The 20299-nt window shown below is 62.8% G+C and carries 19 protein-coding genes and 1 tRNA gene; 9 read left to right on the forward strand and 11 right to left on the reverse strand.

Going from position 1 to position 20299, the window contains the following annotated elements:
• Positions 1-20: 20 nt before the first annotated feature.
• The 4 genes from AC1DVW_RS26360 to AC1DVW_RS26375 all read right to left on the reverse strand — a co-directional run bounded on the left by AC1DVW_RS26360 (position 21) and on the right by AC1DVW_RS26375 (position 3130).
• A complete protein-coding gene (locus AC1DVW_RS26360) occupies positions 21-254 on the reverse strand; it encodes a hypothetical protein (RefSeq protein WP_477327030.1) in 234 nt (77 codons plus the stop codon).
• A gap of 137 nt (positions 255-391) precedes the next feature.
• Positions 392-1009: a transglutaminase-like cysteine peptidase gene (locus tag AC1DVW_RS26365; protein WP_477270144.1), complete on the reverse strand. Its 618-nt coding sequence runs from the start codon at positions 1007-1009 to the stop codon at positions 392-394.
• A gap of 247 nt (positions 1010-1256) precedes the next feature.
• Entirely contained in the window at positions 1257-2534 is a 1278-nt protein-coding gene (locus AC1DVW_RS26370; protein WP_477240184.1) for a polyhydroxyalkanoate depolymerase, read from the reverse strand.
• 236 nt (positions 2535-2770) lie between these two features.
• On the reverse strand, positions 2771-3130 hold the full coding sequence (locus AC1DVW_RS26375) for a septal ring lytic transglycosylase RlpA family protein (protein WP_477240186.1): 360 nt from the start codon (positions 3128-3130) through the stop codon (positions 2771-2773).
• Between the two features lie 309 nt (positions 3131-3439).
• Here AC1DVW_RS26375 and AC1DVW_RS26380 point away from each other — a divergent pair, with 309 nt between their 5' ends.
• The 8 genes from AC1DVW_RS26380 (at position 3440) to AC1DVW_RS26415 (ending at position 11565) form a co-directional block, all read left to right on the forward strand.
• On the forward strand, positions 3440-3625 hold the full coding sequence (locus AC1DVW_RS26380) for a hypothetical protein (RefSeq protein ID WP_477240188.1): 186 nt from the start codon (positions 3440-3442) through the stop codon (positions 3623-3625).
• 443 nt (positions 3626-4068) lie between these two features.
• The gene (locus AC1DVW_RS26385) at positions 4069-4530 is read left to right on the forward strand and encodes an RrF2 family transcriptional regulator (protein ID WP_477240190.1); all 462 of its coding nucleotides are present in this window, start codon (positions 4069-4071) and stop codon (positions 4528-4530) included.
• Positions 4531-4555: 25 nt separating this feature from the next.
• Positions 4556-5911: an FAD/NAD(P)-binding protein gene (locus tag AC1DVW_RS26390; RefSeq protein ID WP_477240192.1), complete on the forward strand. Its 1356-nt coding sequence runs from the start codon at positions 4556-4558 to the stop codon at positions 5909-5911.
• Between the two features lie 448 nt (positions 5912-6359).
• On the forward strand, positions 6360-7784 hold the full coding sequence (locus AC1DVW_RS26395; RefSeq protein WP_477327032.1) for a pyridoxal-phosphate dependent enzyme: 1425 nt from the start codon (positions 6360-6362) through the stop codon (positions 7782-7784).
• Positions 7781-8956 carry a trans-sulfuration enzyme family protein gene (locus tag AC1DVW_RS26400; RefSeq protein WP_477327034.1) on the forward strand — a complete coding sequence of 392 codons (1176 nt, stop codon included), beginning with the start codon at positions 7781-7783 and terminating at the stop codon, positions 8954-8956. Before AC1DVW_RS26395 ends, AC1DVW_RS26400 begins: the two co-directional genes overlap by 4 nt.
• 273 nt (positions 8957-9229) lie before the next feature.
• Complete coding sequence (locus AC1DVW_RS26405) at positions 9230-10471, forward strand: D-amino acid dehydrogenase (RefSeq protein ID WP_477327036.1); 1242 nt, start codon at positions 9230-9232, stop codon at positions 10469-10471.
• Between the two features lie 11 nt (positions 10472-10482).
• Complete coding sequence (locus AC1DVW_RS26410) at positions 10483-11283, forward strand: maleate cis-trans isomerase family protein (protein WP_477327038.1); 801 nt, start codon at positions 10483-10485, stop codon at positions 11281-11283.
• A 108-nt stretch (positions 11284-11391) separates the two neighbouring features.
• Entirely contained in the window at positions 11392-11565 is a 174-nt protein-coding gene (locus AC1DVW_RS26415) for a hypothetical protein (protein WP_477270125.1), read from the forward strand.
• A 22-nt stretch (positions 11566-11587) separates the two neighbouring features.
• On the opposite strand, the gene AC1DVW_RS26420 is transcribed toward AC1DVW_RS26415, so the two are convergent.
• A complete protein-coding gene (locus tag AC1DVW_RS26420; RefSeq protein ID WP_477270123.1) occupies positions 11588-11896 on the reverse strand; it encodes a UBP-type zinc finger domain-containing protein in 309 nt (102 codons plus the stop codon).
• Complete coding sequence (locus AC1DVW_RS26425) at positions 11896-13584, reverse strand: FAD-dependent oxidoreductase (RefSeq protein ID WP_477327040.1); 1689 nt, start codon at positions 13582-13584, stop codon at positions 11896-11898. The genes AC1DVW_RS26420 and AC1DVW_RS26425 overlap by 1 nt, the downstream gene beginning before the upstream one ends.
• Positions 13585-13844: 260 nt before the next feature.
• On the opposite strand from AC1DVW_RS26425, the gene AC1DVW_RS26430 reads away from it, so the two are divergent.
• A complete protein-coding gene (locus AC1DVW_RS26430; protein WP_477327042.1) occupies positions 13845-14783 on the forward strand; it encodes an ATP-grasp domain-containing protein in 939 nt (312 codons plus the stop codon).
• A 73-nt stretch (positions 14784-14856) separates the two neighbouring features.
• Here the strand turns inward: AC1DVW_RS26430 and AC1DVW_RS26435 are convergent, their stop codons facing one another.
• The 5 genes from AC1DVW_RS26435 to AC1DVW_RS26455 form a co-directional block, all read right to left on the reverse strand.
• The gene (locus AC1DVW_RS26435) at positions 14857-18054 is read right to left on the reverse strand and encodes an amino acid permease (RefSeq protein ID WP_477327044.1); all 3198 of its coding nucleotides are present in this window, start codon (positions 18052-18054) and stop codon (positions 14857-14859) included.
• A 295-nt stretch (positions 18055-18349) separates the two neighbouring features.
• Positions 18350-19000 carry a class I SAM-dependent methyltransferase gene (locus AC1DVW_RS26440; protein WP_477327046.1) on the reverse strand — a complete coding sequence of 217 codons (651 nt, stop codon included), beginning with the start codon at positions 18998-19000 and terminating at the stop codon, positions 18350-18352.
• A 19-nt stretch (positions 19001-19019) separates the two neighbouring features.
• On the reverse strand, positions 19020-19439 hold the full coding sequence (locus tag AC1DVW_RS26445) for a hypothetical protein (RefSeq protein WP_477327048.1): 420 nt from the start codon (positions 19437-19439) through the stop codon (positions 19020-19022).
• 62 nt (positions 19440-19501) lie between these two features.
• Positions 19502-19586 (reverse strand) — tRNA-Leu (locus tag AC1DVW_RS26450).
• A 74-nt stretch (positions 19587-19660) separates the two neighbouring features.
• The gene (locus AC1DVW_RS26455; RefSeq protein ID WP_477327050.1) at positions 19661-20281 is read right to left on the reverse strand and encodes a 2,3-bisphosphoglycerate-dependent phosphoglycerate mutase; all 621 of its coding nucleotides are present in this window, start codon (positions 20279-20281) and stop codon (positions 19661-19663) included.
• Positions 20282-20299 lie beyond the last annotated feature (18 nt).

A 20299-nucleotide genomic window follows, 5' to 3' on the forward strand; every position in this document is an offset into this window, starting at 1 on the left:
AGCCAGCGGGCATGGCGCGATTACTTTGCGCCGGCCGGGCCGTTAGGGCCACCGCGACCTCCCGGATTACCATGCTCGTGGCCATTGTTGCCGCCGCCCAGGCAGTTCGAGTCGCCGGCGTTGCAACAGCGGCCGGCCCACGGGTCGTTGGTCTGGGTGTTGGAACAGGTGATGGTCTGATCCGCCAAAGCGGATCCGGCCAGGGCCGATACCGCAATGGCGGCGAGAAAGGCATTACGCAAAAGTGCAGTCATCTGAATTCTCCATGGTTGGTTTCCGTCTACAGCCATGTGTCGTTGGCCGAGATGAATTGGTTCACGGAGAATGCAGAAAATTTTCGGATGGCGATGAGGCGCGCCTGAGCGGTCGAAACGGTGGAAGCCGCAGGTCGCTACTGAACCGCGCCGACCAGAACCTGCTGGCCACCGCGGATCGAAACCCAGCGGCCGGTGTTGTCGATCGCCTGCCGCTTGAGGAAGCGGTAACCGGTCTGGTCCCACGAGCGGACCTTGTCGGTCAGATTGTCGAGGATGTAGTCGCCCTTGTCGGTGCGCACAGTCAGCACCGCATGGCCTTCGCCGTCCGGCTTGCGCACGACGGTGATCAGAAGGTCGGCCAGGGACACGCCCAGGCGGTTCAGGTCGCGGCGCTTTTCCAGGACATAGTCCTCGCAGTCGCCGACGCCCTTGTCGGGATAGGCCCAGACCTCGTCCTTGCCGTAAATGTCGTAGTCGCTCATCGGCTTGACGGCGGCGTTGACCTGCGCGGTGACGCTGATCAGCTTGCGCATGAACGCGTCGGTCATGGCGGCGGGAGCGAGGTTGGTCGGCCGGATCGAGCATTCGCCCGGATGGGCCTTGCAGAAATCATAGTGTCCGATCGGCTGCGAGGTCGGCCCCCCGGTTGCCATTGGCGCTGCCGCCGATGCCGGGCCAGCCCAGCATCCCGAAATCGCCAGCCCTGCGACTGCACACAAGCGCAGCGTCCGTGCCATCGGTGAGGAAATCATTGTCCCCGTTCGCCCTTGTTGTTAACGAAAGGTTAAGGGGGATTTACACTCCGTGTCAATTATGACGACAGCCAGAATCTTGGCATGGTTACCCGCACCCGGCCGACAGCGTCTATTGTGCAACAGATCGGTTTCGGCAGTGGCCAGGGCATGATCCCGAAAAGTGGGAACTGGTTTTCGGAAAGGTCATGCTCAAAACAAAGATAGCGCTTCCGCGCTGTGACCTTGGCGTGCTGTGGCTCTTGCTTCAGCCCTTGGCGGAGCGGACCAGCCTGGGCTTTGCCGCGACGCGGTTCTGGCGGCCGTAGCTGGTGATGAAGTCGACTATGCGCGGCACGATTTCGGAACGGAATCGCGAGCCGTTGAAGACGCCGTAGTGGCCGACCGCCGGCTGCATGTAATGGGCGTGCCGCTCAGCCGGGATGTTGGGGCAAAGGTCGTGCGCGGCCTGGGTCTGGCCGAGGCCGGAAATGTCGTCGTTCTCGCCCTCGACGGTGAACAGCGCGACATTGCGGATCGCCGACGTATCGACGGCGACGCCGCGATGCATCATTTCGCCCTTCGGCAAAGCGTGGCGGACGAACACGGTATCGACCGTCTGCAGATAGAACTCCGCCGTCAGGTCCATCACCGCCAGATACTCGTCGTAGAAATCGCGGTGCTTCTCGGCATTGTCGCCATCATGCTTCACCAGGTGCACGAAGAAGTCCTTGTGGGCAGTGATGTGGCGGTCGAGGTTCATGCTCATGAAGCCCGAAAGCTGCAGGAAGCCGGGATAGACCTCGCGGCCGAAGCCGGGCACCGGCCAGGGTGCATTCATGATGACATTGTCGGCGAACCAATCGATGCCCTTTTCCTTGGCCAGAAGATTGACCGCGGTGGGATTGCGGCGTGTATCGATCGGCCCGCCCATCAGCGTCATGGTCGAGGGAACGAAGGGGTCGCCGCGGGTTTCCATCAGCGCCACCGCCGCCAGCACCGGCACCGAAGGCTGGCATACCGCCATGACATGGGTGTCAGGCCCCAGCGCGTGCAGCATGTCGATGATGTAGTCGATATAGTCGTCGAGATCGAAGCTGCCGTCGGCAAGCGGCACCATGCGCGCATCGACCCAGTCGGTGATGTGCACATCGGCATGGGGCAGCATCGCTTCGACCGTGCCGCGCAGCAGCGTCGCATAGTGGCCGGACATCGGCGCCACGATCAAGAGCTTCGGATCCGGTTTGCGCCCGGCAGGAACGGCGCGCTCGAAGCGCTGGAGATTGCAGAACGGCCGCGACCACACCGTCTTTTCGGTGACCTCGACATTTTTCCAGTCGACCACGGTCTTGGTCAGCTCGAAACGCGGCTTGCTGTAGCGGCGCGTGGTGCGCTCAAACAATTCGGCGGTCGCCGCCACCGAGCGGCCCCAGGATGTATGCGAAAACGGATTGAGCGGATTGCGGTAAAAAATCCGCACCGCATCCGCGTAGGCGCGGGCGGGCTGCAAGGCAGCGTGGTTGAGTTCGTAGAGCTGGTAGAACATAAAGAACCCCGCTGCTGCATGCGATCCAAAGGCACGACGAGCAGCGCCGATCCTTGAATATCTCGCGGCGAGGTTAACAACTAATTGCTGCGATGCAATACGTCACCTGGCGTGAAATATCCTCATTTCGTCTAAGGCCTTGAGAATCCGTCTCGAACAGCGGAGCCGGCTCACTGTGCGTTGCGAAAGGCGCTTGGCGGGCAGGTCGTGTCCGGCTGGGCTGGACACGACAAAGGTCAAATGCGGGCCACGCAGACGGCGGTATAGCCCGAGCTGATGAAGCCGAGTTGGCCGGCAGCGCCCTTCGACAGGTCGAGCATGCGTCCCTTGATGAACGGCCCGCGATCGTTGATGCGCACGACGACGCTGCGGCCGTTGTTCTTGTTGGTCACCCTGAGCTTCGTGCCGAAAGGCAAGGTGCGGTGCGCGGCGGTCATCGCCGACGGGTTCATGCGCTCGCCCGAGGCGGTCCGGGAGTGCAGTGCGTACCAGGAGGCACGGCCGCATTGCGCTGCGGCGGGGGAGACGGAAGCGCCGACCATCAGGCCAGCCGCTATCGTCACCGCGACAAGCGCGGTCTGGTTGTTCTTCTTCATTTGTGGGATTGGCTCCGTTCTTTGACAGACCCCAGCCGTTATGTGTCGAATAAGGCAGGAAATGCGGCAAACGTCTGGCAGTTCCGTGGCGGCAGCACACGTTTGGAGTCACGAGGAAACAGTTTGTCAGGAATTTTTAACCATAGACCGGCGTATTTCCGGTGATTATCATGTCAATATCGGGGATGTTTTCGGCAAGGTTCAACGTTACTATGCAAGTAACAGCAGACGCGACCGGATCGCTTCCTTTCGCATTTTCATCGCGGCCATGATGCAGTTGACGATCGACTTGGGAAGGGAATGCCGACGATGAGACTGATCAGGAATCTGCTGGCGTTGCTTGTCCTGGCCATCGGCGCGCTGTGGTCGCTGCAGGGCCTCGGCATTGTCCGGGGAAGCTTCATGACCGACCAGACGCAATGGCTCTATATCGGCATCGTGACCATGCTGGTCGGCCTGGTCGGGTTGGGTTGGGCGAACCGCTCCCGCATCTGATGTTCTAGCCCGCCGGCCGCGAACGAGAATTCCCAACGCGCTCCCCCGTTCGGCAAATCCATGCCCCAAACAGCCAAGGAATTGAAAACGCCTTCCGCGTCTTCGGGGCTAAGTATAGTAGTCTTATCGACATTGACGAATTGGAGGCGACGATGAGCGACCACCGCATCACCATGATCGTTCGCGGCATGCATCGGACTTCTGGCGCGTCGCCCTTTGTCGCCCCGCTGCCGGCCAAGCGCATTTCTGTGCTCTCAAAGGCACAAAGGCCGGCAAAAACGGCCTCAGCGGCTTGAAAATCGAGCAAAATCAACGTTTCCCGGCTTGTATATCATGTCACTAGAATTTATGTGTCGTGGCAGCTTGGACGCGGCGGGGAGGCACGCCAGGCGTTTCGCAACCGATGGTCAAAAACCATCGCAGGACAGAGAAACGTTCGGTTTATGCTCACAAAAAAGGGTAAGTACGGCCTCAAGGCGCTCGTCCATCTGGCGCAGTTGCCGGTCGGACAGCTCGCCTTCGTTGGCGATATCGCCAGCGGCAACAACATTCCGAAAAAGTTTCTCGACGCCATCCTTGGCGAATTGCGCAATGCCGGTTTCGTCCAGAGCCGCAAGGGCAAGGAAGGCGGCTATCGTCTTGCCCGCCCGGCCGATGAAATCAAGGTCGGCCATGTCGTGCGCGTGCTCGACGGGCCGCTGGCGCCGATTCCTTGCGCCAGCCGCACCCAGTATCAGCGCTGCGAAGACTGCAATGAGGCGACATGCCAAGTCAGACATCTGATGCTCGAGGTCCGGCAGGCGATCGCCGAGGTGCTCGATCAGCGCAGCCTCGCCGAGATGCGCGACATCGCCCTCGACGACCTTACGGTCGCGAGGGACATCGCGGTGAAGGTTCAGGCCTGACCCTTCGACCACTGCTGGTGCGCGCATGACCGGGCGCGGCAATTCGATCATCCCCAATTCGATCATCATTGTCGGCGGCGGCGCTAGCGGCGTCGTGCTGGCCGCGCATCTCTTAAAATCGCCCAATCCCGATCTGCGCGTCACGCTGATCGAAAAGCGTCCGCATTTTGGCCAGGGCATGGCCTATTCCACGCTGCTCTCCGCCCATGTGCTGAATGTCGCCGCCACCGGCATGAGCGCCTATGCCGACGATCCCGGCAATTTCTGGCGCTGGCTGCTCGAAAATGGCCTGGCAACCCAGGAGCAGGCGCCGGTCTATGCGCCGCGCAGCGTCTATGCCCGCTACCTCAAGGAATTGCTGGACGAGCTCGAGACGCGGGAAGAGCAGACGGGACGCTTGCGCCTGATCCGCGAGGAGAGCCTGTCGATTGCGCCGAGCGCATCCGGGGTCGAGGTGGCACTGGCCAATGGCACCAGCGTCGTCGCCCATCTTGCCGTGCTGGCCACCGGTCATGACGAGGAGCCAGGCGCCGGGCAAGGCCACGCCATCCGCATGGGGTCGGAAGCCGACACCGCGCTCGATCCGCAAGCCCGAGTGCTGGTGCTGGGTACCGGCCTGAGCATGGTCGATGCCTTCCTGGCGCTCGAACAGCGCGGCCATCGCGGCGAGATCGTCGCTTTGTCCAGGCGCGGCCTGCTGCCTTCGCCGCACCGCAAGGGCAAACCGATCAAGCTCGATGTCGCCGACATTCCGCTCGGCACCCAGCTTTCTTACTTTGTCGGCTGGTTCCGCGACCTGATCCGCGAGAACCAGAAGGCCGGTATCGACTGGCGCGATGTCGTCGACGGCCTCAGGCCGTTCAACCAGAAAATCTGGCAGAACTGGCCGTCCTCGGCCAAGCGCCGCTTTGTCGAGCACACCAAGGCCTGGTGGGACATCCATCGGCATCGCATGGCGCCGGAGGTCTATGCCCGCGTCACCGAGGCCGTGCAAAAGGGCCGCATCCGTCCCGTCGCCGGGCGTATCGTCGGCATCACGGCGGGCGACGGCTATACGGTGGAAGTCCAGTCCCGCCACACGCAGCGTCTCGAAACCTTCGAAGCCGCCCGCCTCTATGATTGCACCGGCATCGCCAGGGACATCTCGACCACCTCGAACAGCGTGGTGCGCTCGCTGGTCGACCGTGGACTGGCCCGGCCCGACCCGCTGCGGCTCGGCCTCGACGTGTCAGCCAATTGCGAAATCATCGCCAGCGACGGGTCGGTATCGGCCAAGATCCTCGCCGTCGGACCGCTGACGCGCGGGACTTTCTTCGAGATCGACGCCATCCCGGACATTCGCGTTCAGTGTGCGAGGCTGAGCAAGCAGCTGCTGGGGTAGACGCCTGAGCAAGCTACCCATGCCTTCGTCATCCTAGGGCGAAGCAAGGAGCGAAGCGACGCGGCGCAGACCCTAGGATCCATTCCGTGACGGGCGGCAAGGAACACGGCGGTTGAGAATGAGGATCGTCTTGGCACTTCAAAACTCTGCACCGTCGCGGCGTTCAAGAGTCCCGGCATGGATCCTAGGGTCTCCGCAACGTCGCTTCGCTCCTGCTCCGCCCTAGGATGACGAACGCGAGGAGGCTTCGGCAAACCTCGAACGATTGCGCAACCGTGATTGCCGTCAACCCTCCGCAGCGGCCGCATGCTCGAAACCCGGAATTTCATTCCGCATCTGGCCGGTTGATTGGCATGATCTATCTTCTTTCCGACTGCAAAGGGCAGGAGAAGAGGATAGGCTACCGCTTGCCCCCGGCGGTTGCTCGCCTTGACCATGGAGCTTCGACATGAGCGAGCACAGAACCGCTTCACCTGACGGCGCGCTGTCGCGCCTGCGTCCGCCCTATGCGTCGGTTCTCGACCTGATCGGCCAGACGCCGATCGTTGAACTGACCAAGTTCGACACCGGCAAGTGCCGGCTGTTCATCAAGCTCGAAAGCCAGAACCCGGGCGGCTCGATCAAGGACCGCATTGCGTTGTCCATGATCGCCGCCGCCGAGCGCGAGGGCAAGCTCAAGCGCGGCGGCACCATTGTCGAGGCGACCGCCGGCAATACCGGCCTCGGCCTTGCCCAGGTCGGCATCCCCAAGGGCTACCGCATCATCCTCGTCGTGCCCGACAAGATGTCGCGCGAAAAGATCCAGCATCTGCGCGCGCTCGGCGCCGAAGTACGCATGACCCGCTCCGATGTCGGCAAGGGCCATGCCGAATATTATCAGGACATGGCCGAAAAGATCGCCGCCGAGGTGCCCGGCGCCTTCTATGCCAATCAGTTCGCCAATCCGGCCAATCCTGCGGCGCATGAAACCACCACCGGTCCGGAGATCTTTTCGCAGCTCGAAGGCGACGTCGACGCGGTGGTCGTCGGCGTCGGCTCGGGCGGCACGCTGACCGGGCTTGGCCGCTATTTTGCAAAGGTCTCGCCGAAGACCGAAATGATCCTGGCCGATCCGGTGGGATCAGTGCTGGCGCCGCTGATCAAGACCGGCAAGCTGGAAGAGGCCGGCAGCTGGACCGTCGAAGGCATCGGCGAGGATTTCGTGCCGCCCAATGCCGACCTGTCGCTGGTGAAAAAGGCTTACTCCATCCCCGACAAGCAGAGCATGCTGGCGGTGCGCGATCTCCTGTCGAAGGAAGGCATTCTGGCCGGCTCGTCCTCCGGCACGCTTTTGTCGACCGCCTTGCGCTATTGCCGCGAGCAGACGGTGCCGAAGCGGGTCGTCACCTTCGTCTGCGACAGCGGCAACAAATATCTGTCAAAGGTGTTCGACGATTTCTGGCTGGCCGAGCAAGGGCTGGCCGAACAGGAGCAGCATGGCGATCTGCGCGACCTCGTCATGCGCTCGCATCGCACCGGCGACACCGTCTCTGTCGGCCCGGAGGAAAGCCTGCTCAACGCCTATGGCCGCATGCGCCGCTCGGATGTGTCGCAACTGCCGGTGCTCGACAATGGCAGACTGGTCGGCATCGTCGACGAAAGCGACATCCTGGCCAAGGTCGATGGTCCCCATGACGGCCGCTGGGAGCGCTTCAACGGTCCGGTGCGCACGGCGATGACCTCCAATCTGCACACGCTGCAGGCCAGTCAGACGCTGGATGCGCTGCTGCCGGTGTTCGACCGCAACGAGGTCGCCATCATCTTCGATGGCGACGAGTTCGTCGGCCTGATAACCCGCATCGACCTGATCAACCATTTGAGGCGCGCACGATGACCGAACAGACACCGGGCAAGAACCGACTGGCCTTCTCGACGCGCACCATCCATGGCGGCCAGAGCCACGATCCGCTGACCGGCGCGGTGATGGTGCCGATCTATGCCACCTCGACCTATGGCCAGCAGTCGCCCGGCGTGCACAAGGGTTTTGAATATGCCCGCAGCCAGAACCCGACGCGCTTCGCCTTCGAGCGCGCCGTGGCCGATCTCGAAAGCGGCTCGGCCGCCTTTGCCTTCGCCTCCGGCCTGGCGTCGATCGCCACAGTGCTGGAACTGCTCGATGCCGGCGCCCACATCGTTGCCACCGACGACATTTATGGCGGCTCGTTCCGGCTGATGGAGCGGGTGCGCAAGCGCTCGGCCAATCTGCAGGTCTCCTTCGTCGATTTCACCGACCTCGCTGCCGTCGAAGCGGCGATCCGCCCGGAGACAAGAATGCTCTGGGTCGAGACGCCGACCAATCCGCTGCTGCGCATCGTCGACCTCGAAGGCGTCGCGGCATTGGCCAAACGGAAAGGGGTGCTGACGGTCGCCGACAACACCTTCTGCAGCCCCTATATCCAGCGGCCGCTGGAGCTCGGCATCGACATCGTCGTCCACTCGACGACCAAATATCTCAACGGCCATTCGGACATGGTCGGCGGCGTCGCCGTGGTTGGCGACGACAAGGATCTCGCCGTCCAGCTGAAATTCCTGCAGAATGCCATCGGCGCCATTTCTGGTCCGTTCGACAGCTTTCTGGCGCTGCGCGGTATCAAGACGCTGGCGCTGAGGATGGAGCGCCATTCCGCCAACGGTCTCAAGATCGCGCAATGGCTGGAGGCGCGCAAAGACGTGCGCCGGGTCATCTATCCCGGTCTCGCCAGCCATCCGCAGCACGCCATCGCCGTCCAGCAGATGCACGCCTTCGGCGGCATGATCACTGTCGAGCTCGATCGCGACCTCGCCGCGACAAAGCGCTTCCTCGAACGCACGCAACTGTTCACCCTGGCCGAAAGCCTCGGCGGCGTCGAAAGCCTGATCGAGCACCCCGCCATCATGACGCATGGGTCTATCCCGGCCGAAAAACGCGCGGCATTAGGCATTTCCGATTCGCTGGTGCGGCTGTCCGCCGGTATCGAGGACGGCGACGATCTGATCGCCGACCTCGAGCAGGCGCTGAAGGGGTAAGTGCTTTCGGGGTCGCTTCCATCGCGGTGATCCTTCGCGCCCCCCTCTGTCCTGCCGGACATCTCCCCCACGAGGGGGGAGATTGGCTGTTCCAGCGCTTTGCTCGTTCCTGCGACGTTGGCGATTGGCGAAACGCGGCGTGACGGCCGATCTCCCCCCATGTGGGGGAGATGGCCGGCAGGCCAGAGGGGGGCGCTGTCCCGCTGGCGTCTCCACTTGCGGACCGCGACGTACACCCTAAAGTGTACTCACTTTGCGATCTCCGGAGGCGTCATGCGCATAGTGGTGCTGGGTGGCGGCGTCGTCGGCGTCACCACCGCCTACCAGCTGCAGAAGGATGGCCACGACGTGGTGCTCCTAGAGCGCCAGCCACAAGTCGCCGCCGAGACCAGCTGGGGCAATGCTGGGATGATCGCGCCGGGCCATTCCTTCGTCTGGTCGTCGCCGCGCGCGCCGATGATCCTGCTGAAATCGCTGCTGCTGAAGGACCAGGCGCTGCGCTTCAAATTCTCGGCCGACCCGCGGCTGTACACCTGGTCGTGGCTGTTCCTGATGGAATGCACGGCCGCCAAGGCGCGGCGCAACACTTTGCTCAAGCATCGCCTCGCCGCCTATTCCCAGACCATCCTGCGCGAGGTCATTGCCGACGAGGACATCGACTACGACCGCAACGATCGCGGCATCGTCTATTTCCACCGCAGCCAGCAGGCGCTCGACAAGGGCGTCGAGCACATGAAGCTGCTCGAATCCGACGGACAGGAGATAAAAGTGCTCGACCGCGCCGGCGTTGTCGCGCTCGACCCGTCGCTGGCCTTGGCCAGGGACAAGATCGCCGGCGGCATCTATTGCCCGACCGACGAGACCGGCGACCCCGCCAAATTCACCCGGGCGCTGGCCGCGAAGGTACTTGCGCGCGGCGGCGCCATCCACACGGCAACGACGATCACCGGCATCGAGACGTCGGGCGATGGCGTCACCCATGTGCTGACCGACAAGGGCGCCTTTAGGGGTGACGCCTATGTGCTGGCGCTCGGCAGCCACAGCCCGAAGCTTGCCGGCAAGATCGGCATCAACCTGCCGATCTATCCGATCAAGGGCTATTCGCTGACCATTCCGGTCGGCAACCGCCCGGCCCCGCCGACCATCGCTTCCGTCGACGAGCACAATCTGGTCGCCATCTCGCGCTTCGGCGACCGCATCCGCGTCACCGCGACGGCCGAGTTCGCCGGCTACGACACCAGCCACAAGCCGGCCGATTTCGCTTTCATGAAAGGCGTCACGCAGGAGCTCTACCCCGAAGGCGCTGATTACAACCGCGCCGAGATGTGGGCGGGGCTGAGGCCGATGACGCCGAACAATTTGCCCGCCTTCGGTCGCCGCCGCTTGCGCAACCTCTATTTCAACACCGGGCACGGCCATATCGGATGGACCATGTCGCACGGCTCGGCCCGCATCACCGCCGATCTGATCGCCGGCAAGACGCCAGGTATTTCGATGGATGGTCTTTTGAACTGAAAGGGAACGCTATGTCTCCTAACGTTGCTGCTAGACGTCCCGCCTCCGGACCGGTCGACCTTGGCGTGCTGCCGTCAGACCTCGACGGCGGCCTGGCGTCACGCGCGGCGATTGGCCTTGCCGTGCTGGCCACCGACCAGACGCTGGAGCATGAATTCCGCGCTCTCATACACATCCCCGGGGTCGCCTTTTACGAAGCCCGCGTCTTCAACGACCACGACATCACCCCAGACACTTTGCGCGCGATCGGCCCGAGGATCGCGCCATGCGTCGACCTCATCCTGCCCGGCATCCCGCTCGACGTCGTCGGCTTCGGCTGCACCTCGGCGACGATGACGCTCGGCGAGGAGGCGGTGTTCGCCGAAATCAGGAAGGCGCGGCCCGGCATCGCCTGCACCACGCCGGTCACCGCGGCCCTTGCCGCTTTCCGGGCGCTCGGCGTCAAGGGCATCGGCCTGCTGACGCCCTATTCGCCCCGCATCAATGAAGGCCTCGTTGCCTATTTCACCGGCCGTGGCCTCGACATAGCCGCCGTCGCCACCTTCGACCGGCAGGACGATCGCGAAGCCGCCCGTATCTCGGTCGCCTCGATCGAGGCCGCCGCCGAGCGCATGGCGGCGACGCCGGGTGTCGATGCGATCTTCATCTCCTGCACCAGCTTGCGCATCGCCGAAGCGGTGGCCGGACTGGAAAAACGCATCGGCATTCCCGCCACCTCCAGCAACCACGCCATGGCCTGGCACTGCCTGCGGCTGGCGGGGGTGAATGATGTCGTGGCCGCCGGAGGCAGGCTGTTCGCATTGCCCGTCTGACCGCAGGGTTGCGAGGGTTTCAAAATCGCCGGGTTAACAAACTCGGAAGGGGTTGTTTAACCGTTCGCCGCTATGTCACGCCCTGGGGGGCATGACAGAGTGAGTACGATGGACGACAGCCCCGAAAAGCGCAGCGAATGGCGCGCCATTTTTTATGTGCAAGCCCGCGTTGCCATCCTGTTTGTGCCGGTGGTTGCCAGCCTGCTGCTCATAGCGGCCCTTGCCGGCAATGAACGCAATCCCGACGCCATCGACCGGACCGTCACCGGCTCCGTGCGATAAACGGCCGGCTTCCAACGCTACCTCAATAAAATCGCGGGATCGGGCCGTTCTGCGGCGTGACCCGCTCGCCGAGGTCGAGAAAGACCTCGTCGATGTAGCACCAGCCCCAACCCTCCGGCGGATCGTAGCCTTCGATGACTGGATGGCTTGTGGCGTGAAAGTGTTTGGTCGCGTGGCGGTTGGGCGAGTCGTCGCAGCAACCGACATGGCCACAGGTGCGGCAGAGCCGCAGATGCACCCACCACGAGCCGCTCTTCAGGCATTCCTCGCAGCCGAGCGCGCTCGGCGTCACATCCTTGATGTCATGCGCATGTCTGCATTCATCCGCCATCAGTTTCTCCTGGCCAGTTCGGGCGCCACGGCCTGGCTGCCGTTTTGCGCGAGATATGCGTGCAGTGCCGCCACCACCTGGGCGCCTTCGCCGACGGCGGCAGCGACGCGTTTGACCGAGCCGGAGCGGACGTCGCCGATGGCAAACACGCCGCTGCGGCTGGTCTCCATCAGGCCCGATCCTATGTCCGTCCCGGTGCGCACGAAACCCTTGGTGTCCAGCGCCACGTTGCAGTGCGCCAGCCAGTCCGTATTCGGGTCGGCGCCGATGAACAGGAAGAGATGGCGGATCGGCCGCGTCGTTTCCTCGCCGCTGGCGCGGTTGCGCCACCGAATGCTGCCGAGATTGCCCTGATCGCCTTCCAGCGCCTCGATCTCGGTCTCGGTCAGCACCTCGATGTTGGGCTGGGCCCTGATGCGCTCGACCAGGTAGCGCGACATCGTGGCGTCCAGACTGCCGCCACGCGCCAAAAGCGCCACCTTCCTGACATGGCTGGCCAGATAGACCGCCGCCTGCCCCGCCGAATTGCCGGCGCCGACCAGCGCCACTTCCTGGCCGCCGCACAGCCGCGCTTCGATCGGCGAGGCCCAATAGTGCACGCACGTGCCCTCGAATTGCGCCAGGTTGGCGATGGCGAGGCGGCGGTAGCGCGCGCCGCTGGCGATCACCACCGTGCGCGCCCGCACGCTCTCGCCGTCGCCGACATCGAGCCTGTAGCGGGCGCCGGTCAGGTCGTTGGCAGCACTCAGCAGCTTGGCCTCGTCGGGTATCACCATCTCGACGCCGAACTTCTGCGCCTGGTTGTAGGCGCGCGCCATCAGCGCCATGCCCGAGATACCGGTGGGAAAGCCGAGATAGTTTTCGATGCGCGAGGAGGCGCCCGCCTGTCCGCCGAACGCGCGGCAGTCGAGCACGATCGTCGACAGCCCTTCGGACGCCGCATAGACCGCCGCCGCCAGCCCCGCCGGTCCGGCGCCGACAATGGCCACGTCGTAGAGTTTGCTGGCATCGATCGGCCGCAGCAGGCCGATGCAGCGGGCGAGTTCATTCTCGCCGGGATTGTGCAGCAGCTTTCCGTTCGGACACAGCACGATCGGCAGATGATGAGGGTCGACCTGAAACCGCTCGATCAGCGTCGTCGCGCACGGATCCGTGTCGGAATCGAGTGCGCGGTGCGGCTGGCCGCTGCGCGCCAGAAAGCCTTGCAGGCGCAGCGTGTCGCCATTGCCGGCGGGTCCGATGATGATCGGCCCGCTGCTGCCGCTTTCCAGCAGCCCGACGCGGCGCAGGATCAGGGCCCGCATGATGCGCTCGCCGAGATTTGCCTCCTGCACCATCAAGTCGCGCAGTCGCTGCGGCGCGATGACGAACGCCTCCACCGGCTCGATCGCCTCGGCATTGACCAGCGACGGCCGTCCCGAAAGCTGGGCCAGTTCGCCGAGGAAATTGCCCGGGCCGTGGGTGACGATGGTCTCGCGCTTCCCGAACTCACCGCCCTGGGTAATGTCCGCTCTGCCCGACAGGATGACGATCAGGCCCGGCGCCACATCGCCGGCTTTGACGATCGGCTCGCCTGCGGCATAGGCGCTGGCTTGCCCAAAACGGCGCATGCGCTCGATGTCAGCCTCCGCCAGGATGGGAAACATCTGGTCGCGACGGGTGACGGTCGGGTTGGTGGGTTGAGCCATGGCTTTGACCGTACCGAAGCGGCCGCCGGGTTTGAAGTGGTTTGTTCAGGGCCTAGCCGCGAGGCGAGGTAATCGGATTTGGATTCTTGCGAAGGTAGACCCCCACCCTAGAAGGCTTTTCCTTCAGGACCCTCGATGACGGATTGTCCTGCTATTTCAGGGCTGGCAGAGATTGCGTTGGCGCAGCAAAGCTATTCCTTGCTACTTGAAGCGGGCGCGATCTGTCTTCTAGCTTACGATTTTTCCGGACGAAACCCAGCATGGCCCAGTCCAACTTGGCTTTCTACTGCTATCCCAAGAAGGAAGCGATCGACGATTTCCGCAAGGTCGGCGCCTTGATCTCGGCGCGCGCGCCGGAGATCAGAGTCAGTGTTCTGTCGACCGCTTCCGTGCTGACGCCGTTGCCCACCGCGGCATTGGCGATGCGGCCAACCCTTTCCATCGAAATGGACAGGCTGAAATGGCTGCGGCCGTTGCGCGGAACGCGGCTCGTTCATCAGCATATGGGCAAGATCAGGGAGCTTGCCGTTCTCGAGGCAGCGGGACTGCCGGTTCCCAAATGGGTGGAGATCGTGCCCGGGACCAAACTCGATCCGGCGGTTTGGGGGCCGTATGTGGTGGTAAAGCCGTCGCGAGGCGCGCGCGGCGCGTTCGTGCGCATCACCAAGACCGGCCGCGTCCGCTACACCGACCCAGTGGAGTATCCCGAGGAGCATGCGGGACGACGCTCGCCGATGCTTGCCCAGCGCTATGTCCATACCGGGCGCTGGCCAAAGGCCTACCGCGTCCTCACCTATCTCGGCAGGCCGCTGATGTCCCTCCAGTACGAGGGCAGGAAGGATTTCACCCCGCTGGAGAGTCCCGACGGGTTCCGGCATGGCCAGGGGGAATCGATCATAGCCTCGGCCAAGGGTTGCACCGTCGCCCTTGCCGTGGACCCGGACGTGCTCGACCTTGCTGTCCAGACACATGCCGTCTTCCCGACCATTCCCTCGCTCGGTGTCGACATCCTGCGCGACGAAGCGACCGGCAATCTCCAACTGATCGAAATCAATCCATCCGGCAACAGCTGGATGCTGTGCGGAACGACCGGGCGCGAGATGCAAGAGCAGTTCGGGCTCAATTTCTACGAGCAGTTCGGCGCGCTCGATATCATAGCGGAGGCTTCGATCGAGGCCGCGCGCAAGCTGGCCGTTTGATCTGCCGCGCAGATCAGGGGCGAGCCTGATCGATGACGCGGCCGACAGCGCAAGCCACGATCTCCGCCCAAGACTATCCTGTCACGCCAAACGCCTGGGCTGCAGCGGAGGATCCCGCGGAATCTCCCAAGGCAGATCCAGGGGATAAGCCATCCGTCACATCCTTGTAGAGCGCTATTGGATGCGGGTGCCCCACCAGATATCCCTGAATCTCCGGACATCCTTCCTTCATCAGGAAAACACGCTCGTCTTCGGTTTCAACGCCCTCTGCGATGACAGGCAGGGCCAGCGCAGAGCCCAGGCTGAGTATCGTGCGCACGATGGCGGCCGACTGGACATTCGAACTGACACCCGAAACAAAACTGCGATCGATCTTGATCTTGTCGAATGGAAACGCCTGTAGCGAGGACAGTGAGGCATATCCGGTGCCAAAATCATCCATGGCGATCCTGACGCCCAACGCCTTCAGTCGCCGCAAAACCGACAATGCGGTTGCCCGATCGCGGATGAGAACCCCTTCCGTGATTTCCAGTTCAAGGCGTCCGGGCGTAAGGCCGGTCTCGTAGAGGATCGAATGAACGAGACCCACCAGGTCCCCGAAACGGAATTGCACCGGGGAAAGATTGACGGCGATCTGCAGGGGTGTGGCCCAGGAGGCGGCGTCTTTGCATGCCTGCCTTAGCGTCCATTCCCCTATTTCAACGATCGTGCCATCCTGTTCGGCAAGGGGTACGAACGCGGTCGGCGAGACGAGCCCGTGTTTTGGATGGTGCCAACGGGCAAGTGCCTCAAAACCAAAGATTTCGCCGTCTATCCGGGCTTGCGGCTGATAGTGGAGCACAAGTTCTCCACGCGCGACCGCCGATCGCAAATCTTGCTGCAGGGCGTAGCGCTCTCTTAGTCGCCGATCCATTTCCGGATCGAAGAATTGCAGCATTCGGCGACCATCTGCCTTGGCTCGGTAGAGGGCGGCGTCGGCATTTGCCATGAGCGATGCGACATTGTCTCCGTCCCTCGGATAGATCGCCGCGCCGATGCTCAGCCCGATTGAAATGTGCTGGCCCCGTATTTCGAATTCGCCTGCCGCCGCTTCGAACAGACGATCGGCGACTTCCCTTGCCCCCGCGGGTCGTTCATCCAGCGCCAGGACAAGAGTGAATTCGTCGCCGCCCATGCGGGCGATAAACGCCTCCGGCGCCGCGGATTGAAGGCGCCGGGCGATGGTGCACAGGAGATCGTCGCCGGCCGCGTGCCCAAAAACGTCGTTGGTCTCTTTGAAATGATCAAGGTCAATGCTGAACACGGCAAAGCTGGCGTGCGTTGCTCTCGCCCGCTCAATCGTGGTGGCCAGGTGCCCTGCAAGCGCAGTTCGGTTCGCCAGACCGGTAAGCGGATCGTGGTGCGCGAGATGCGCGATTTCCTCGTGCCGTGCCATGAGTTCGGTGCGCGCCAGGTTCATATTCTCGCGCGCGTCGTCCAGGCCGTGGGCGGCTTCCCTCACCTTGTCCTGCAGCTGGTTGAAGCTTTCGGCCATCTCTCCGAGTTCGTCGCGAGAGTTTACAGTCACCGGCATGATGTTCACGGAGGCGTGCGCTGCAGCAAGGTCTCCACGCCCCAGGGCAGCCATGGCGAGAGAGAAGTCCTTCAGCGTTCCGGATGTCAAACGCTTCGCTGCGTTGCTCACCTCGGTTGCCGAATGGGTGATCATTCCCGGCAAAACCAGACCGACGCTGATGGTCAGCAACGCGACAACGACAAAAATGTCCTCCAGCGCGGCGATCAGGGGAGCGTCGATGTTGGGAACGCTGCCGATCGCCAGGAAATAGCCGGCACCGTCAAGCACGAGCACAAAAAGCATGGCCCCGGTAAGCTTCAGGTGAAGCGTATGCGGCAGCAAGGATAGACCCAGTGCGTGGCGATCCTCCATGGCGCGCCAGGCGTAAAGCGCAGCACCCGAATAGGCCAACGCCAGACCGAACAGGACGGTCGGAAGGCCAAACTGCTGGAAGCCCAGTATAGCGGTCAACAACCATACTGCCGCCGCGCCCACGCCAAGGACGATCGTTCCTCTGGGAGCCCGGAAGGGTCGCGCGGCATCGGGATGGTCACGGCGCAAGAGCCAGACTGCGATGTTGGGCATGCAGATGCTGATCAGGTAGGTAAAATTGGCTGCGGCAATCATCCAGAGCGGATAGCCGCACAGCATGAAACCGATTGCCGCGGCAGCGGTGAGCAGCGTTGCCGCCCATGGGCAATCCGTTGTCGAGATGCGGCTGGCCAGGAATCTCGGCAGCAGGCCGTCTTCGCTCAGTTGCGCAAGGGTCCGCGCGGCGCCTGCCAATGGCTGCAACGTTCCATGGAACATGTTGAACATGATGAACCAGATGGCGGCCGCCTTGCCGAAACCGCCCAACAGGGGCGCAAACGTAGGCCCGAGAGCCATGGCGAGGTCCGTGCCGAGCGGCTCAGGTCCAAGCACACCCAGCCAGACGACCGGCAGGACAAGGAAATAGATGCCGGCCATTGCCGCGCTGGCCCACATCGCCCGGGGAATGTTGCGGTTGGGATCGACGGTCTCGCCAACATGGCAGGCTGCAGCCTCGAATGCCGGCGCTGCAAATCCGATCAGGTACAGCCCAGCCATCACCGACGTGATATCGCCGAACAGGCCGGCAAACGGGCTGGTCAGCGCAAAATCCGTCGCCTTGCGCCAGTCGACTTCGCCACTGATGACCGGGACAAGGGACGAGAGAAACGCCAGTATTGCGGAGGCCGTGGCGACCGGTATCGCCAGTCGGACCACCCACTTGATTCCGCACAAATTGACTGCCGCGAAGAATGCGACGAGCCCGCAGGCGACCGCCTCCACGGGAAGGCCCGGCAAGTACCATTGCTGGATTGCAGACGCTGAAAGAACCGCGGTCAGTCCGCAGGTCGGAACCCAGCCCCACCAATAGCAAGTGCCCGTCAAGGCCGAGAGGACGGGACTGTAAGGCCTGAAAGCTTCCGCGCACGCCGCAGAGATACCGCCGACGCGGTTTGGCCACATGAGAACCAGTTCGGTCCACGCCGGCGCGGCAGCCCAGCCAAGCAGCAGGCCAATGAAGAGCAACGGAACCGCGGCGCTTCCCTGGCCGGGAATGTTCCCCTGGCCGACGAAAAGGGCGGTGATCAGAAACAGGCTTTGATTGCTGCCGCCCATGGCGAGCGCTGTCGTGCCCACCCATCCCAGGGTTCTCGGGTGCGGTCGAGAAGGCGTGACGTCGCGCATTCTGAGACATCCATTCCGATGCGGAGCGCTGTCTGACTGGCCAATGTAAACTATGCAGATCTGTTTAAGGCAGCGCTCTCGAAGTCAAAGACGAACCTAGGTGAGACATCTTAAGACTTCGTACCAAGGCCGATTCGAACAATCATCCCTGTCGACGAGCTGGTGCACGATTCGACCAAATGCGTGTCGGCCCGATGCTCTGACCTCATTCGCATCGGGAAGTCTCGGCCATTTGATCTACTGGCGTCGACGCAGAGCAAAGTGAATAGTCGAGAATACAAGCACCGATGGCCGATTAGCGATATTGTGTTGCGCTATCCGAAACCGGCGGATGAACACGGTTGTAGATCGCCAATATACGGTCACCGTTCTTTGACTTTGTGCCCCGCCATTCCCGGGCAAGCTCGAAGCCTTCCCGTCGCATGATGCCGGAGAAGGCATCGGCAAGCGCAAGGGGCACGGTGCGGGCGATCAACGTCTCCTTGCATCTTCTGGCAAGATCGACCGCTACCCGCTCGGCCACGCCCGCCCCATGCCTTTGGTAAATATGCTGCCACACCGCCAAGAAGATGACGATGTCATACTCGGTCGCAAGCGTCTGCTCGACCCGTCGCGGTTTGCTGAGGTCGAGCACATCGAAGCGGTGCGGGAGAGATCGATAGCCGTGGAACACGTGTTTTGCGGTTTCGATGAAGTCAGGGAAATAGTCGACGCCGCGGATCGATGCCGGCCCCTCCTTCGCCACCTCATAGGCAACGATCCCGACATTGCAGCCGGCGTCGAGTATGCGCTTGCCGCTGAAATCGATACCGCTCTCGCGCGAAGCTTTCCAAACAGTCTCAACAGAAATCCTCGCTGGCCGGCCACATGCGCTTATAGGCAAGAGGGCCAACGGGTTCAATTCTCGGGGCGGCGGCTGCTGCTGGAAGACCGCAAGCCCTGCCACGCAGCGGCGGCACCGCCATCTAAGAGAAGACGATCGGGTTGCCCTCTCGCTCGGCGCACGCAATCAAGGCATCGAGCCCCGCGACGAACTCTACGATTATGGGGGTATCGACGGAACGAAGAGCATCGAGCTCCTTGCGGAGCTGGCCGAAAGCAGACGCCTTGATCACGTCTCCCAGATGGCTGCGGGAGTCGAGCACCAGAGTCTGCAACGCAGAGTCGGGATCCATCAGAATATCGGCAACGAGATCTCGAAGATAATAGACTGTGTTGATGTTTCCAACACGATGATCGAGAGCCACTGCCGCTGCCCAAGGGTCATCCAGGCACAGCGACTCCAAGTCGACCTCACCCGTTTCCTCGTCGGCCAGCGACAAATCGGCGCCGTACTCCGCCTTTAAGGACGCGAGCTGCTTGAAGACAACGAAATCGAGACCCATTGACCCGCTCCGACGTCCTGCACTCTGCTTAACGTGTTGATCCCGTTGGTAGTCGGGAAAAATGGTGCCCAGAAGAGGACTCGAACCTCCACTCCTTGCGGAACACGGACCTGAACCGTGCGCGTCTACCAATTCCGCCATCTGGGCTGGTGCGGGCTCATGTAAGCGGGCAAGCGATGAGTGTCAACGCGCTTTTTTGAGGCCACGGTCGGCAAGCCGGCTCAGCCCTCCAGCACTTCCTTCGAAGCCACGGTGGAATCGGCGTTGAGCTTGTAGACCACCGGCACGCCGGTGCCGAGTTCCAGCTTGACGATCTCCTCGCCGGATTTGCCGTCCAGCGCCATGATCAGCGCCCGCAGCGAATTGCCGTGCGCCGCCACCAGAACGGTGCCGCCGCGCAGCACATGCGACTGCATGTCGTGCAGATAATAGGGCCAGACGCGGGCGCCGGTGTCCTTCAGGCTCTCGCCGCCGGGCGGCGGCACGTCGTAGGAGCGGCGCCAGACATGCACCTGTTCCTCGCCCCATTTCTTGCGCGCGTCGTCCTTGTTGAGGCCGGAGAGGTCGCCATAGTCGCGCTCGTTCAGCGCCTGGTCGCGAATGGTCTTCAGATCGCTCTGGCCGACCGCGTCGAGAATGTGCTGGCAGGTCTTTTGCGCCCTGATCAGCGCCGAGGTGAAGGCGATGTCGAATTTCAGCCCGCGTGCGTTCAGCTTCGCGCCCGCCTCTTTGGCCTCCTTGTGGCCGAGTTCCGTCAGGTCGACGTCGCGCCAGCCGGTGAACAGGTTCTTCAGGTTCCATTCGCTCTGGCCATGGCGCACGAGCACGAGAGTTCCCGACATTTTCGCTCCTTCAAGTTT

This window comes from Mesorhizobium sp. P3_B5 (assembly GCF_056402815.1).

Coding starts and splice junctions, on each gene's coding strand:
- AC1DVW_RS26430 (WP_477327042.1), top strand. CDS start 13,845: ATGGCCCAGTCCAACTTGGCTTTCTACTGCTATCCCAAGAAGGAAGCG.
- AC1DVW_RS26415 (WP_477270125.1), top strand. CDS start 11,392: ATGGACGACAGCCCCGAAAAGCGCAGCGAATGGCGCGCCATTTTTTAT.
- AC1DVW_RS26385 (WP_477240190.1), top strand. CDS start 4,069: ATGCTCACAAAAAAGGGTAAGTACGGCCTCAAGGCGCTCGTCCATCTG.
- AC1DVW_RS26365 (WP_477270144.1), bottom strand. CDS start 1,009: ATGATTTCCTCACCGATGGCACGGACGCTGCGCTTGTGTGCAGTCGCA.
- AC1DVW_RS26390 (WP_477240192.1), top strand. CDS start 4,556: ATGACCGGGCGCGGCAATTCGATCATCCCCAATTCGATCATCATTGTC.
- AC1DVW_RS26445 (WP_477327048.1), bottom strand. CDS start 19,439: ATGGGTCTCGATTTCGTTGTCTTCAAGCAGCTCGCGTCCTTAAAGGCG.
- AC1DVW_RS26395 (WP_477327032.1), top strand. CDS start 6,360: ATGAGCGAGCACAGAACCGCTTCACCTGACGGCGCGCTGTCGCGCCTG.
- AC1DVW_RS26425 (WP_477327040.1), bottom strand. CDS start 13,584: ATGGCTCAACCCACCAACCCGACCGTCACCCGTCGCGACCAGATGTTT.
- AC1DVW_RS26455 (WP_477327050.1), bottom strand. CDS start 20,281: ATGTCGGGAACTCTCGTGCTCGTGCGCCATGGCCAGAGCGAATGGAAC.
- AC1DVW_RS26405 (WP_477327036.1), top strand. CDS start 9,230: ATGCGCATAGTGGTGCTGGGTGGCGGCGTCGTCGGCGTCACCACCGCC.
- AC1DVW_RS26360 (WP_477327030.1), bottom strand. CDS start 254: ATGACTGCACTTTTGCGTAATGCCTTTCTCGCCGCCATTGCGGTATCG.
- AC1DVW_RS26400 (WP_477327034.1), top strand. CDS start 7,781: ATGACCGAACAGACACCGGGCAAGAACCGACTGGCCTTCTCGACGCGC.
- AC1DVW_RS26410 (WP_477327038.1), top strand. CDS start 10,483: ATGTCTCCTAACGTTGCTGCTAGACGTCCCGCCTCCGGACCGGTCGAC.
- AC1DVW_RS26380 (WP_477240188.1), top strand. CDS start 3,440: ATGAGACTGATCAGGAATCTGCTGGCGTTGCTTGTCCTGGCCATCGGC.
- AC1DVW_RS26420 (WP_477270123.1), bottom strand. CDS start 11,896: ATGGCGGATGAATGCAGACATGCGCATGACATCAAGGATGTGACGCCG.
- AC1DVW_RS26370 (WP_477240184.1), bottom strand. CDS start 2,534: ATGTTCTACCAGCTCTACGAACTCAACCACGCTGCCTTGCAGCCCGCC.
- AC1DVW_RS26435 (WP_477327044.1), bottom strand. CDS start 18,054: ATGCGCGACGTCACGCCTTCTCGACCGCACCCGAGAACCCTGGGATGG.
- AC1DVW_RS26375 (WP_477240186.1), bottom strand. CDS start 3,130: ATGAAGAAGAACAACCAGACCGCGCTTGTCGCGGTGACGATAGCGGCT.